General features: G+C 41.3%; 8 protein-coding genes and 1 pseudogene. 5 read left to right on the plus strand and 4 right to left on the minus strand.

Annotated elements, in window-relative coordinates:
- The first annotated feature begins 215 nt into the window (after positions 1-215).
- Together OH459_RS08145 and OH459_RS08150 are read left to right on the plus strand one after the other, a co-directional pair.
- Complete coding sequence (locus OH459_RS08145) at positions 216-1,118, plus strand: LysR family transcriptional regulator (RefSeq protein WP_009697488.1); 903 nt, start codon at positions 216-218, stop codon at positions 1,116-1,118.
- Positions 1,119-1,222: 104 nt separating this feature from the next.
- A pseudogene (locus OH459_RS08150) lies at positions 1,223-2,095 on the plus strand (DUF3360 family protein); the annotation flags it as partial.
- 205 nt (positions 2,096-2,300) lie between these two features.
- On the opposite strand, the gene OH459_RS08155 reads toward OH459_RS08150, so the two are convergent.
- The gene (locus tag OH459_RS08155) at positions 2,301-3,497 is read right to left on the minus strand and encodes an MFS transporter (RefSeq protein ID WP_029788129.1); all 1,197 of its coding nucleotides are present in this window, start codon (positions 3,495-3,497) and stop codon (positions 2,301-2,303) included.
- Between the two features lie 191 nt (positions 3,498-3,688).
- Between OH459_RS08155 and OH459_RS08160 the strand changes: the two genes are divergently transcribed.
- From OH459_RS08160 to OH459_RS08170, 3 genes are all read left to right on the plus strand, one after another.
- Positions 3,689-4,570 (plus strand): LysR family transcriptional regulator, encoded by an 882-nt coding sequence (locus OH459_RS08160; protein WP_005446023.1) that lies wholly within the window; start codon positions 3,689-3,691, stop codon positions 4,568-4,570.
- Positions 4,571-5,289: 719 nt separating this feature from the next.
- Entirely contained in the window at positions 5,290-10,236 is a 4,947-nt protein-coding gene (locus tag OH459_RS08165) for an AAA domain-containing protein (RefSeq protein WP_269986330.1), read from the plus strand.
- A gap of 5 nt (positions 10,237-10,241) precedes the next feature.
- Complete coding sequence (locus tag OH459_RS08170; RefSeq protein ID WP_269986331.1) at positions 10,242-11,627, plus strand: hypothetical protein; 1,386 nt, start codon at positions 10,242-10,244, stop codon at positions 11,625-11,627.
- A 228-nt stretch (positions 11,628-11,855) separates the two neighbouring features.
- Here OH459_RS08170 and OH459_RS08175 read toward each other — a convergent pair whose 3' ends face one another.
- From OH459_RS08175 to OH459_RS08185, 3 genes are read right to left on the minus strand one after another with little or no spacing between them, the layout of a single operon-like run.
- A complete protein-coding gene (locus OH459_RS08175; protein ID WP_045416696.1) occupies positions 11,856-13,007 on the minus strand; it encodes an ABC transporter permease in 1,152 nt (383 codons plus the stop codon).
- Complete coding sequence (locus OH459_RS08180; protein ID WP_269986332.1) at positions 13,004-14,191, minus strand: ABC transporter permease; 1,188 nt, start codon at positions 14,189-14,191, stop codon at positions 13,004-13,006. Before OH459_RS08180 ends, OH459_RS08175 begins: the two co-directional genes overlap by 4 nt.
- Positions 14,192-14,209: 18 nt before the next feature.
- Positions 14,210-15,190, minus strand: a complete 981-nt coding sequence (locus OH459_RS08185) for an HlyD family secretion protein (protein ID WP_005446013.1) — start codon at positions 15,188-15,190, stop codon at positions 14,210-14,212.

Raw genomic sequence — 15,190 nt, forward strand, 5'->3', positions numbered from 1 at the left:
TAGACCTACTCTAAGGTGGTAGTTATGAAAAGTTGTGTCGAATTATATAGAGTTGTTCTTTTGGCAATACGCGAGTAGGAAATAGCAGCAATTCAGAAACTGAATAGCAGAGTTGAGATCAAATAAAGGGTAGATATTTTTTTACTTACAGTGATGAACAGAGAAAATTTACATAATAGTCAGTAATATCTTAGAGACACGATTAGGAGCTAAACATGGATATCGAAGCCGTTAAAATGTTCTCTGTTTTGGCTAAAAAATTAAACTACACCGAAACAGCAAAAGCACTCGATGTAAGCCAACCGACATTAAGCCGAAAAATCAAAGCATTAGAAGAAAGCTTAAATGTTACTTTGGTTCATAGGAGAGGGAGCAGTATTAGTCTTACGCCACAAGGCGAAACGTTTTTAGAGTCTGCAGGTCAAATTCTAGATCTTATCGACCACACTGTAGAAAAGCTTCATGTTGAACGTAAAGGTGTTAGCGGTCTACTACGTATAGGCTGTTTGCACCCGATGGCGAGGTTTTTAACAAAAAGCTTCTTACCGGATTTCCACGAAAAGTATCCGAATATTCACATTCATTTCCATACATTGACGCCAAATACTTTGAGCTTATTTGAAGATGTAGATTTGATGATTGCCCCGTTTTTACCGAATGATGAGTCAGTCGTATGCAGAAAAGCCTCTCGATTTACGCGGTGTTGCTATGCCTCACCAAAGTACATTCAAAAACGTGGAGAACCTAAATATGTTCATGATTTAGAGCTACACCAATGTATTACTCACACGAACACACCAGGTCAGGAAAGATATTGGAATCTGACGAATGAGAGCGGAGAAAAGCGCCAAATTGAAGTGACAGGTGATATGACGACTAACTCAATCGACATCGCGATTAATTTGGCTCAAGAGGGGTTTGGTATTGGTTTAATTCCTGATAACCAGGTGCGTGAACAAGTTCGTTGCGGCGAGCTCATTAAGTTGTTCAATGGCACATGGTATGAGGAAGGTACACTCTATATTTTATACAAACAGAGCATACATACGCCGAAGCGCTTTAAGGTGTTTATTGAAGAGTTTGAAGTTTTTCATGAACAATGGGGGCTACAAAACTAATCTGCAGGGAAAGTAATCAGTGGCGCTACTAGATTCTAGACCTTGCACTTCATCAATGGCTTGTTGTGCTTCTAGGTAGGTCTTTTGTACCAGAAGCGACAAGTCTTGCTTTTGTCGTGATCTTTTGCACCATTATTTTATACGCATTATTTGAACATTTTCGTAAGCGTTGGCTAGCGGTTCCTCTTAGTTGTTTGCTAGGCGGCACGTTAGCTTTTGCCATGGGCGCGCCGTTTTCTTTTCAAACTGAGCCCGGCTTACCCAACATGAACCCTATGTATTGGTGGGGGGAAGATACGGGCTGGATGCTAGGTTTACCCACGATTGAACACTTCATGGTGGTACTGCCTTTTGCTATTTTGGCCGTAGCCATGTGGTCGCCAGATTTCTTAGGACATCAAGTATTCCAAAAAATCAGCTATCCAGAGCGTACAGAAAAAGTACATATGAACATCGACGATACGATGACTACAGCGTCAATTCGTCAGACGTTCGGTTCTCTGCTTGGTGGTACTAATTTTACGTCTTCGTGGGGGACTTACATCGTTCCGGCGGCTATCGCTAAACGTCCTATTCCTGCTGGCGCTTTGCTGACGGCGCTGTTTTGTATCATCGCCGCTGTTTGGGGCTACCCAATGGACTTAGCGATCTGGCAACCTGTACTTTGTGTTGCGCTTATTGTTGGGGTATTTGTTCCTTTGCTAGAAGCAGGAATGGAAATGACGCGTGAAGGGAAAACCACTCAATCGGCAGCGATTGTTGTATTTTCTTCAGCGTTAGTTAACCCTGCATTTGGCTGGTCTCTCACCATGTTGCTAGATAATTTAGGCTTAGTCGGCTGTAAAGAACGTAGTGGGGAACTCAGTAAAATGAGCCGTTGGGTGTTGCCTGGCATTATGTTTGTTGTGTTAACGAGCGTAATGGCATTGGTTGGTCTACTACCAGGGATACCAGCAATTATCCCAAGCTTTCGTTAGATAGGCTCATTGTACGATTTATGGTTTGAAGAACATTTTTCTAACCTGATAGAAACGGTTTAGTTCTGTTGAACTAAACCGTTTTTGGTCCCGAATTGCTCCGGAGATAAAATGGTTTTCATTGTGTAGTACCTAAATTCATTCAAATTAAGAATGAACTGGTCAATACAGAGCATTGACCAGCTTCTAGTGGACATTACAAGGCTTATTTCACAAGTACGCTTTTTTCTGACAAATGAATTGTTGTACGTCTATCAAGACTACCACTGACTTGAGTCAGAGCCAGCGCAACGAGAACTATCACGGCACCAATCCAAGGGGTATGCATCAGCCCCATTTCAGACACGATCATACCGCCTCCCCAAGAACCAAGAGCAATACCAACGTTAAACGCCGCAATGTTTAGACCAGATGCGACGTCTACCGCATCAGGAGTGTATTTTTCAGCTAGTTTCACTACATAAACTTGTAGACCAGGTACATTACCGAATGCAAAAGCCCCCCAAACTAAAATGGTCGCTACCGCTGTGATAGGGTTAACTGCAGTAAAGTTAAATATAACTAGGATAGCGGCGAGCCCAGAAAAAATAATTGTCAGCGCTTTAATTGGTCCCATCTTATCGGCCATTTTACCGCCCCAAATGTTACCAATCGCCACGGATACACCGTATACCAGCATAATAAGGCTGATAGCATTGGCGTTGAATCCTGTTTCCTGTTGCAAAATTGGAGCAAGGAAAGTGAAAGCAGTAAATGTACCACCGTAACCTAGCGCTGTAATCGCATAAACGAGTAGAAGTCTTGGCTGAGTTAACACTTTTAACTGTGATGACAGTTTAGCTGCAGGAGGCTGTTTTAGGTTGCTGGGAACTAAGAAAGCACTACCAACCAACGCAATTAGCCCCAATAACGCAACAATCAGAAAAGTCGATTGCCAACCAAAGGTTTGACCGATGTAAGTCCCAAGTGGTACGCCTGTCACTAGCGCAACAGTTAATCCTGTAAACATAATCGCAATCGCACTTGCTGCTTTTTCTTTAGTCACAAGACCTGTAGCGATCGTAGAACCGATAGAGAAAAATACACCATGGGCTAAACCAGTCAAAATGCGAGCAAAGATAAGAGTGTTATAACCAGGTGCTTGCCAGGCTAATAGATTGCCGATCACAAATAGTGACATAACCGCAAGTAACACGTGTTTACGGTTCATTTTACCTGTTAAGGCTGTCAATACAGGTGCGCCTACTGCAACACCCAGAGCATAAAGGCTCACCAACAGTCCTGCGGATGGTAGTGAGACATTTAAGTCAGAAGCCATCGTTGGGATCAACCCTACGATCACAAATTCTGTTGTTCCAATTGCAAAGGCGCTAAGCGTCAATGCGAGTAGTGCTAATGGCATTTCATTTACTCTCTTGTTTGTTAGGTTCAGGTACATAGCAACGAATGTGTTTATCAAGATGTTGCTGAGTCCTGATTTGGTGGAGAGATTCTGCGTTGAAATTCCATTGCAAAAAATAGGTTATTTAACAAATGATATTTGTTATAAATGCAATAATTAAAATTAAACGGTTCAGAAAATGGTAGGCAAAAATGCGTACAAAATCGGATGATTTAGAAATTCTACTTTCTGTGATCGATACTGGCGGATTTACAGCGGCAGCAGACAGTTTAAATATACAGGTGGCACGGGCATCGCGAGCGGTAAGTAAGGTGGAAAGCCAACTTGGTGTGACGATATTAAACAGAACGACAAGGCGGATTGAATTAACGGATGAGGGGCGACAATTTGTTGATTCGGTACGAATAGGATTAATGCAGTTGCAGTTGGCAGAAGATGAGATCATATCCCGTGGTGAATTACCCAAAGGGAAGTTACGCGTCGATGCCGCCAGTCCATTTGTCTTTCATCAGTTAGTGCCTTTGGTACAGTCGTTTAATCAAGCTTACCCTGATATTGATTTGGAGCTGACCTCCAACGAAGGGTTCGTAGATTTGCTAGAGAAGAAAACCGATGTCGCTATTCGAATCGGTGCATTAAGTGACTCAACGTTACATGCGAAGCCTTTGGGTAGAAGTTTACTTTACATTGTGGCTTCACCTGATTATTTAGCAAAGCGTGGCTTTCCGAGCCAAAGTAGTGATTTAGAGCATCATAGTACGATAGGGTTTTCAACGCCGAAAACGCTTAATGAATGGCCTTTGAAAGGTTTTTCTGGACTAATACCAACGCTAACTTCAAGTAATGGTGAAACAGTAAGACAACTTGCTTTGATGGGAAATGGTATCGCCTGTCTGTCTGGGTTTATGGTTAAGAAAGACATTGCTGAGGGAAGATTAATTTCTTTATTAGAGGGAGAGAAAATCAGTCATTCCGGTCGAGAGCAAATCAATGCGGTTTATTATAAATCTTCTTCTGTCGCCAAGAGGATTTCTGCGTTCATTGATTTTATTCAGCCGAAGTTGGATCTGTAGCTCGTTCAAAGCGAGACCATCAGTGAACTCATTATTAATGTATCGGTTGAGGTTGGAGTCATTGTATGAGCTTGATGTCTCTGATGAAATATATTGTTTCACCGTCTTCCTCTAGTGTGTAGATCTTATCAGACAGATTAGACTCTTATAAGAACTGCTCTTCCAATCACTATGTTCTTCATGAATTGCTAATGGTCAATTCTTAGTAACGTATCTTTGTCCAAAGGCGTGCTGACGAGGTATGTAACACGAAATTGCCCCTTTATGAGTTGTAACCGATGAACCGTTAAATCTACAAAAGTAAAAAATATACTTGCGTTAAATAATTCTATAAATGCGGAAGTATAGTCAGAGGGTGCCTTTATCAAAGTGACCTAATTTAGTGTTTTACTACAACCTGCCTTGTTCAAAGAGACACAATCGACTGAAAAAATAGCTCGACAGTTGGTTAGACCTTAACTAGCTAATTGGCATGATACTTTGTGGTTTCTTATCTCGTTCCAGTCACATAAACTACCAGCATAACTTGAGTTGCTTACGCTAATGGTTGATTATCAATCAGTAGCAATGGTGTAAAGATACTTAAGTCTACTTATGAATACATAAGGCCATTTTGTTTAATGCCTTGTTTTCAAGTTCGAAGCAACTAAGTCCTTCTAAGTCTCTCACCTTTAAGTAAGTAGGTTTTTTATTGGATTAACAAATAAAAAGAAATATATATGGATATTAAATACTGGGAAGGTGGGCTAGAGCGCCACGAAATAGATGCGATTAAAAAAATTGAAAATGTACTTAGCACTTCAAATGTACAAAAACAGAAAGGCAAAGGCACAAATAAAGGGCAAGGGTTTGAAGCACTCCAAGCGTTAAAAAAGCCGTTTAACGAAGGCTGGAAAGGGTATGCCGGTTTTCGCTTTATTAATAAAAACAAACAAGGCGAAATCGATTTATTAATCGTTACTCACTGCAACATACTGATTGTTGAGCTTAAACACTGGAACGGTAAACCTGTAACCTCAAGTAATGGTAAGTGGTATTGGGGCGATGAAGACCGAGGTAAGTCTCCTGTTGAAGTTACTCGTAATAAAGAGTTTCTGTTAAAAAATTTACTAAAGCCATTTGCTGGAAAATTTAGAAACGAAGGCCGTACTCCTCATGTACATTTTTTAGTAGTGATGAGCGGTAACAGTAATTTTTCTCAATTACCTAAGAAAGATTTAGCTAATACTTTGTCACTTAATGATTTTTGCAAATTGTGTTCAAACGAAGGTCAATTCAATAAACGATTCACACCGCACCCAGATGCTAAAGTTTTACTTAAAGATCTTCCTTTACTAGAAAGAGGCTTACTGCTAAATGAGAAAAAAGTAGAAGCTAAGCCTTTGTCTGTTGAGGGTTGGTTAGGGCAAGAGCAAATCTTTGAGCACCCAAATAAAGTTTATAAAGAGTATTTTGCCCAAAGTGAAGCGGATAAAAATGATCATGCCATTATACGTAGCTGGGATTTTGATAATCTTTCTAGCCACGATGCCCAAACGCCAGATGGCCGAATAAAAATAGTCTCTCGTGAACGTGAAGTACTGACTAAGATAAAACGAGAAAACAGAGAGCTTTACGAGCATTGTGTTTCATCGTTAACCATACCAACTAAAGAGAAGATCACCTCGCAATACAATGAAGTTGTAGAACTTCCCCATGGTCACGAGCGCCTAAACGACTTTATTGCCACTTATGGTGAGAACTTATCAATTGATGAAAGAGTCAACTTAGTTCGAGTATTGGTTGCACGCTTTGCTGACTTACATCAACTACAACTTGCACACCGAGATATTGGAAATCACAGTATTTGGTTTAGTACAGGACAGCGAGTTGCTCTTTCTAATTTCATATCAACATTTGCACGTAAGAAAGAAACCGTTGGTGATATTAGAGATGAATTGTCTGTCTACAACCAAGATACCACTTATTCTTCACCATACCATTATGACGTTGTGCGATTAGCGATTATTGCTTGGGTCATTATAGGTGCAGAACGTTTAACACCAAGCCTTGAAAAAACAATTTCTGAAAAATTAGCACTATGTGACGAATGGTATGCGGAAATACTATTAAAGGCATTTGAAGGAAAAACCTTTGCCAATGCTGGTGAATTGCTCGATGCATTAGTAGAACAAGAACCTAGCAAAGAAGCTGCATTTAGTTTTTCGAGCAAAGAATTAGAGCGTTTTGTTAAGGCAACTAAAGTTTCTAGGATACACCCTGAAGTCGAATTTATGTCTGAATCAGATCTTAGAGAGATGTATAAGGCTGATTCAGGTGTGGTTAAAGTATGGAACAACATCAACCCGACTGATATTAACGCTGGCCTTGGTCTACGCACGTTATCGTTTTTAGAACGAGTAGAGAAGTTACAGAGCCTCAACTTAAGCTTTATACCAACAGTTGTTGATTATGGTATTACCGCACGAGATAGCTCATTGTATTTGGTTTCTGAGTGGGTTGAGGGCGAACCTTTAGACCCTTACCGAATGCGTAACAGAAGAAATGACATCGTAAAAAGCTTAATTGCTCATGTTGAGCATATGCATTCATTAGGTGTTGCACATGGTGACCTAAAGCCTGAAAACATCATCGTTGATAAGCAAGGCGATGTTTATATTATTGATGCTTTGGACTTTCACCATGATTCTAAAGAATTACTGAATACCGAATATAGCCCAATAGATGTTGAGAATAGTTCTGCATTTGAACGTGATAACTATGCCGTTATGAAGATAACTGCTGAGCTATTAGAAGTTGAATGGGGCACGAAAAACGACAATTTTGAAGCGATTAGTCTAGCGATTATTCATGAACTTGAAGATTTAGACTTTGGTTTTAAAGAGTTAACTCGCTTTAAAGATGCAGTTTTAAATCCTGAAAAAACAACTACTCCAACTGTTGAATTAATTGATATTGAAATTGGTAGTAATAGAGAAGATTTTGAGCCGGTTACTATATATCCTGATAAGGGTAAGTTGTATGTCTCAATTGAAGAAAATCGTAGCAAAGGTTATGGTTTAGTCGTTGTTTTTTCAGGGCTAGGGGGCGTTCAAAAGCTTTTCTTTGATGATGCTCGTTTTGAATTTGAGCACGGATTGCGCCCTATCAAAAGTGATAGAAGTGAAGTATCTCGTAGAGATATAGAAAATGCAGTTCTTGAGCTTCCTTTTGGTCTTCGAATTTCGCAAGGTCGAGCTAGCTACTTAGATAATATTAATAGGCGCATTCGTCAGTTTTACAGTTTTGAGAACGCAGTAAAACAATTTCAGTTAAAGCAACACAAAGTAAAACCAATATCATTTGAGCCTCAAGAGCGAATTGCTGAAGTTGAAGTAAATGTTAAACCAATATCTACGAGTGAACTGTGGCAAGCAATTCTTAAAACAGAGACTGAATCACACCCTTATGTAGAGCTTACTGGTGAGCCAAGAGCTCACAAAGATAATAATGATACGCTTATATTACCTTACGAAGCAGACAGAGATCCGCTTGACGGGTTTACAGCTAAAGATCAGGTTGAAGCTATTATTGTTGATGGTGAAAAAGATTACTTTATAGGAGAAGTTAATCTATCTGCTTCTGGATTAAATAGGGTGCAATTATCACGGTACACCCCCCGAGCTTACCATTTGAAAGAGAGTGATACCATATTCTTCCGCAGCAAAGCAGATAAGTCTTCTTTCAATAAACGAAAAAACGCCTTAACTCGTATTCTTGAGCAAGACTCCGTTGTCGAAAATTTATCGGACTATTTTGAACCAGACTGCACGCTAGATCCTACAGACTACGACTTAACAGTTACTGATGAAGACTTTAAGCGTTATGACCGAGAAGACGATAACGGCAATACTATTAAGCTTAATGATAAGCAAAGAATAGCCTTTCAAAAGCTTCTTAGGTTTGGTCCTCTTTCAATGCTGCAAGGCCCACCTGGCACTGGTAAAACAGAGTTTATAGCTGCTTTTGTTCATTACTTAATCGAGAAACAAGGTACTGAACGAATTTTATTGGTTAGTCAGTCTCATGAGGCTGTAAATACAGCGGCAGAACGAATTAGAAAACACTGTGGCCGTTTAAAAACGAATCTTGATGTTGTTCGGTTTAGTCGAAGTGAATCAACCATATCTCATTCATTGCGTGATGCATATTCGGACAACATTGTTAGCCAAAAAGTTGAGCAATTTGAAACTCAGTTAAAATATAGAGTGTTAAGCCTAGCTAAGTCATTAAAAGCCCCAAATGATTATTTAGAAGCCTATTTAGAGCTAGATAAACAACTTCTTTCTTTGATCACAGAGCAAGAAAATGCACTAAAAGAAATTGAGGATAGTGACTTAGAAGCTAAACATAAAAAAGCGATTAAGAAACAAATTGGTGAACGAAAATCTCTTATTAATAGCAGGCTGCCTCAAAGTATACGAGTCAACAAAGATTGGCACGATAACTTAAGTGAAATTAGAGGTGGCTTAATAAAAGATCTAAACCATGAGTTTGCTATTGAGCATAATATTTCTAGTTCTGTCCAACGGTTAGTGAAACTGTCGAAAGACATGATCAAAGTTATGCAGTCAGGCAATGCCAATATGGACGAGTTTCTTGCTCGTTCAAAACAACTGGTAGCCGGTACTTGTGTTGGTATAGGTAACTGGAATATTGATATAGCAACTAACCAGTATGATTGGGTTATCATTGATGAAGCTGCTCGTTCTATTGCTAGTGAACTCGCTATTGCAATGCAAGTTGGTAAACGGATTCTTCTAGTAGGTGATCATAAGCAATTGCCACCTCTTTATACTGACCCTCATAAAAAAGCATTAGCCCGACATTTAGGTATTCCGTCTTCCAATGATATTGATGAGTTAATTGAAAGTGACTTTGCTCGGGCATTTGAAAGTGATTATGGCCAGCAAGTAGGAGCTAAGCTACTTGTGCAATACAGAATGGCACCTGCTATTGGTTCTCTTGTATCACAATGTTTTTACGATGGTGAGCTTGAGAATGGTGATCGCAAAATTCCCGATATTTATGATGATGTACCAAATGAGATGAGCGCATTTACAACGTGGATTGATACGTCACATTTAGGCAAACAAGCTAAACACCAAGAAAAAGGCTCACGGTATAATATTTACAATGAGAAAGAGGCTGAAGCGATTGTTGATGTGCTCAAACAAGTAGATGAGAACAAGAGCTTTTTAAGTTCGTTGTTCGAGCAAGTTAAGGAAGGTGAGGCTGCTATAGGTATCATATGTATGTATGCGGAGCAGAAAAGGTATTTAAGACGAAGAGTAAAACAGTCAGGCTTTTCTGATGAGCTAATTAAGTTACTCAATATTGATACTGTAGATAGTTACCAGGGGAAGGAGAATAGAATTATTATTCTGTCTGTTACTCGTTCAGACCAAAGGCAATCATCAGGCTTTATGTACTTGCCCAACAGAATCAATGTCGCTCTTTCTAGAGCAATGGATAGGTTAGTCATTGTTGGTGATAAAAGAATGTGGCTGGGGAAAAATAGCCAACTGCCATTTGGGAAAGTGATTACCTATATGGAAGAAAATGCCAATGAAAGCTTGTATCGCTTTGTGGATGCTAAAACCAAGAAATTTAAGAAGGCGGTGTAAGGGTTATGGAAAACACAACTATTGAATTTAATGAAGTAGACTACATTGTACCTACAGAGACATTTAAAATTGAATTCTCATATTTAAGTAAACAAGGTTTCCCATTCGTTAAGGAGTTTTTACTTAAAGCTCTCTATATTTCACCACTTTCAAAGTTTGAATTGTCTTCATTCTTCGGTTTTAACCTACGAGAACTTGCGGCAGCAATCGAAGAGCCCATTAGTAAGGGTGAAATTGCGTATTCTGATGAAGGAAAGTTGTTTTTAACCCCGCTAGCTAAAGGTTATTTTTCATCACTCGATGATAAGCCTATGGTAGAAACACCTCAGGCTAAAAGTGCTTCTGTGTCTTTCGAGTTAGCAGGCTTTAATAAAGTTAAAAACCAACATCAGAATTGGTATTCAGGTCTTCGCTTAAAAGTAAACCATGAAATACAGAGTTTAAGTGAGCAACATGCAAGAGCAATGTTTACTAAACATTTTCAGCAGCTTGTTCAAAATGATGAGTTAGGTGGGTTTAAAACTCATGACAACTCACTGCCTAGCCTATATTCCGTTGATAAAGTTACCAGTAAAAAAACTATTGCTCACAGAATTAAACGAAAATTTGAGATTGATTTAGACAACCAAGTTAAGCCGTTAGATCTTCGGCAGGAATACGTTAATGACGAAGCAGTGGTGCAAGAAATTTTAAATGAAACGGACAACTTTAGATTAAGCAACAACCTAAATAGTATTACTTCGGCTTGGGATGCTTTTGAAGATATGTCCATTTCACGATTTGTTCATGATGCCAGCATAGATTTTAGAAGCCTGCTCGCTGAAATGGTGGCAGGCTCATATGATAAGCCTTATGAGCTTCTATTAGGGCCTCTTTACAGTAAACAACCCATGACTGTGATTGAGAGCTATTTAAAGCAACTCAAGCCTCTTAAGAAGGCACAAAAAGCAAAAGAATTATCTTGGTATGGTGCAAATACTCGTTATTGGGGAATGAGTGACGGGTTTAATACCGCCAAAGTGACTCTTATTAATTATAGTAACAAGGGAAAGAGTAAAAATTATGATTTGAAGCTTTACCTACCTTGTGACGAACATCCAAACATTGAAAGCCAGGCTGGTAGGGCATGGAAACACAAATTAGGTAATTTGGAATTTTGTGAGGGCATTAGAAACGGATTATTTGATGGTAGTGTTGAAGTTTTAGTTTTAGAGGGAGAGTTTGCTGCCGTGAGTTATCATCTAGCTATTCCTGATATTAGCCCTGTTCATGTACCTTTAGGTTTTTTCACCACTGACCAAAAGTTAGTTGCCAAAATAGCTAGGATTGCTGATGAGTTTTTGAAAAGCTCTTCATCAAACGGCCAACCTAATTTAATCGGTAAGTTATAAGTTGGAATCTGATTTTGGGAAGTTATAGCGGGTGAGTGAATTAGGTCTGTCAAATGTAGGTTGACTGCAATGCAAAAAGTAATCTGAAAAGACAGCGTGTACCAAAGAACACAACTCACTTTTGTCCAGAAGTAAGTCAATGACTCTTCAGCTCAGCTCAGTCACTAGAACATCGACACAAACAAAAAGGGGCTACATGAGCCCCTTTCTTTATTGGATGTAAAGCCGTTACCCTAAGCTTTCTGTTACTACTGGTTTGGTATTGCGTTTGGCGATCCAGTAAGCAACGCCGCCCCATAATACAGTCAGCACCCAAAGAGCAGTCCAGTGTTTAGCGACTTGTTGCCACGTTGCGCCCATTTGATTGAGTGCTAAAAAGCCTTTGATTGCCCATGTGCTCGGGCTCAAATCGGCAAACCAAAGCAGCGGGGCAGGAATCGACTCAACCGGCCAAATAAAGCCTGCTAAGAAGATTAATGGCATTGAGCTAACCAGCACGACCAATGTCACCAACTCGCGTCTTGGTAACAAGTAACCGAGCCATAAACCTAATCCACAACAGCCGAGCAAGAACGGCAACAGCAAAGTCAACAATTCACCGGCATTGGCAACATGATTGACGTTCAAGCGTTCAAAACTGAAGCCAAAATAGTAGGCGCTGAGCAAGTAGTAGATAGCAACGAAGACCAAGGTTCTGGCCAGCAACAGAGCGCCTGTTGGCACTTGTGACCAATACCCACGACCATGGCGCTGAGTACCGGTTTGCAACCCGACTGCCATGATCAATGTTTGTTGAAGGATCAATACAAACACCGCTGGCACCACGTATTCGATGTAGCCCATGGTTGGGTTGAAGGTTGGCTTCATGTTCAGCTTAATCGCGGAGTAATCATGGCTCGCCATACTCAGTGGCACGCCATCGATCACCATCTTGCTTACTTTAACTTGAGCACCAAGCGTACCGCCTGCTGTTGCCAAACCTTCGACTACGGTACCGTAGACCAAGAAGTAGGAAGCGTCGGCGGCATAAGCCAGAGTAGGGCTGCTGCCAAGCATCAAGTCTTTGTAGAAGTGTTCTGGAATCACCAAAAAACCAGTTATCTCTCGGTTTAAGAATGCTTGTTTCGCATCGGCAATAGTATGTAAACGTGTCACTACCTTAACCTGAGGCGTGGCATCGACCATGCGCTCTAAGGTTAGACTGGTTTGGCTTCCATCGAGATTCACAATCGCTATTGGCTGTTCCCTCGGTGTTTGTTGTGCGTATGGAAGTGGGTATAAGAAGGAGTAAAATACCACGCCACCAAAGACCGTCAGTACCACGACAGGGTTGGTCATCACTGAACGAAGTTCTGTTTTAATCAGTTGCCATAGTGTCATACAACCTCCTGGCTGCTATCTGTTGAAGATGCGCTGTTTAGCAAAGCTGTGTTGCGATGTTTTGCTAATAAAGCTGCCGTCATCAGTAGCGGGATAATGTACCCAACCATCGGCCAGAGTGAGCCGATAGATTGTGCCGCACTTGCACCGTAGCTTGCTTGGTCCACTTGAACTTCGATGTAATGCGTAATTGGCAGCAATCCTCTCCATGCATGGGCAAGAGCATTCATGTCTGAAACGGGGAAAGTAATACCCATAAACGCGAAGCTAGGCGCGGTAAATGCGCCAGCAAAGCTCATCGCGCGAGCTGGGTCCATCGATAGGAAGAAAAACAATGCTCCCATGATGATGCATGCGATAGTCGTTACGAACTGCGCTAATAGCATCAACAGATAACTGCCTTCCATCGGCCAATCAAGCACCATGTAGAACCAGACTAAGAACAGCGCGCCTTGTGCCATAAAGACAGGAATGTACTGGCTTAGAATTTTGCTTAGTCGAGTGAAAGGGCGCTCGCCTAAGAAAGCAAAACTATTGTTGCCGTTACCATAAAGGCGAAAATGCGCTGCGAGGATCAAAATGGTGCTGACCACGACACAGATCTGCCAGATCGCCGGAACAATCGCTGTTACCAAAAACTGAGCGTAGTTGGTGTTGCGGTTAAACAAGGCTGTAATCTGGGTGGAAATCGGCACGGCTTGACCAATAGCTGCAAGTGTTGTGGTGTTGCCTTTTGCTAGGTTACCCATGGTTTCTAACTGCGCATCAAAATACCCTTGAGACTGCGCGACCGCTGAGTTAATCAACTTGGCAACCAAAATGTATTGGCTGTTAAAGAAGACCGATAGTTGAGGTTGTCGATGCAAAAGAATGTCTTGGTCGAATTGAGGGGGAATCACAGCATAAGCATAGATATCACCCTCGATCATCGCGTTCTTCGCTTCTGTTGAACTAGTGTAGTGATAATCAACAGAAAGAGTGGAAGAGGCATCAAGAGATTGAATCATCTTGCGTGACAACTGCGAGTGCTGCAAATCAACCACACCAATCGGGAGATCTCTTGCAATACCTGCAGAGAAAACACCCCAAATAGTGACGGCCAATAAGATCGGCACCCATGTCAGGCAAGATAATAACCACTTATCGCGCCGCAGGATTTGTCGTTGTGAGATTTGAATCGTCATAATCTTAAGCCAACGCGATTACAGCTCAACCACAACACTCATGCCCATGCGTAGCTCAGGCTCTGGTTGGGTAGGGCGAGCTTCCACTTCGAATGTGCGAAGATCAAAACCTTTCGATGCGTCTGTCGCGCGCCATGTAGCGAAATCGCCCATTACGGCAACATGGGTGACTTTAAACTCAACGTCTTTATCCAATGCTGGTAGGTAAGCTTTAAAGGTCGTGCCTTTGGTGAAGTGTTTGAGCAAATCTTCGCGTACGTTCAGTGTTGCCCAAGAATCTTGGGTATCAATAACCGTCACAACCGGGAAGCCTTGAGGTGCAAGTTCGCCGCTTTGCAGTAAAACTTGAGAGACTTCACCATCAAACCAGCTGTAGATTTGCGTGTCTTTGGCATACGCTTCTACTTCCGCTACTGCGCCAGCCGCCATGCGTGCTTTTTCTGCTGCTGCGACTTTGGTTTCGCTACGCGCGCCTTCTTTCGCCATGTTGTACATTTGGAACGCTGCGCTTTCGGTGTATTTAGATGCTTGCCATTGCGTCATGGCTTCGTCGCGTTTTTGCTCCGCGACTACGCCATCTTTATAAAGGTTGTTTACACGTTGGTAGGTCTTTTCCATCAAATCTGCAGCCGCTTTCGCTTTCAACCATTGGTCTTTTGCGGCTTGAATTTGTTGCTCACGTGCACCTTTTTCTGCTTCTAATGCCAGTGCGCCAGCGGCTTTTTCACCTGCCTTGGCTTGCTCCAATTTTGCTTCGATTTCTGGGCTGTGAAGGGTAAAGATCAACTGACCTTTTTCGACATCATCGCCTTTGCGCACCATGACTTCATCAATACGACCAGGAACTTTAGAAGAGATGCTGTATTGCTGCGCTTCAATCAACCCCTGTAAACGTGCCGGTTCGGGTTGATATGCTTGGTAGAACTGGTAGCCAACCCAAGAAGCGACACCCAAAGCACAAAGTGATAGTAGAGCGGGTTTTAGAGATTTTGCTGCCAT

The sequence above is a fragment of the Vibrio sp. MM46 genome (assembly GCF_027587135.1).
GTDB classification, from domain to species: Bacteria; Pseudomonadota; Gammaproteobacteria; order Enterobacterales; family Vibrionaceae; genus Vibrio; species Vibrio harveyi.

Excerpts from the sequence above, each read along its gene's own strand:
- OH459_RS08145 (WP_009697488.1), top strand. The coding sequence starts at position 216 with ATGGATATCGAAGCCGTTAAAATGTTCTCTGTTTTGGCTAAAAAATTA.
- OH459_RS08160 (WP_005446023.1), top strand. The coding sequence starts at position 3,689 with ATGCGTACAAAATCGGATGATTTAGAAATTCTACTTTCTGTGATCGAT.
- OH459_RS08175 (WP_045416696.1), bottom strand. The coding sequence starts at position 13,007 with ATGACACTATGGCAACTGATTAAAACAGAACTTCGTTCAGTGATGACC.
- OH459_RS08170 (WP_269986331.1), top strand. The coding sequence starts at position 10,242 with ATGGAAAACACAACTATTGAATTTAATGAAGTAGACTACATTGTACCT.
- OH459_RS08185 (WP_005446013.1), bottom strand. The coding sequence starts at position 15,190 with ATGGCAGCAAAATCTCTAAAACCCGCTCTACTATCACTTTGTGCTTTG.
- OH459_RS08165 (WP_269986330.1), top strand. The coding sequence starts at position 5,290 with ATGGATATTAAATACTGGGAAGGTGGGCTAGAGCGCCACGAAATAGAT.
- OH459_RS08155 (WP_029788129.1), bottom strand. The coding sequence starts at position 3,497 with ATGCCATTAGCACTACTCGCATTGACGCTTAGCGCCTTTGCAATTGGA.
- OH459_RS08180 (WP_269986332.1), bottom strand. The coding sequence starts at position 14,191 with ATGACGATTCAAATCTCACAACGACAAATCCTGCGGCGCGATAAGTGG.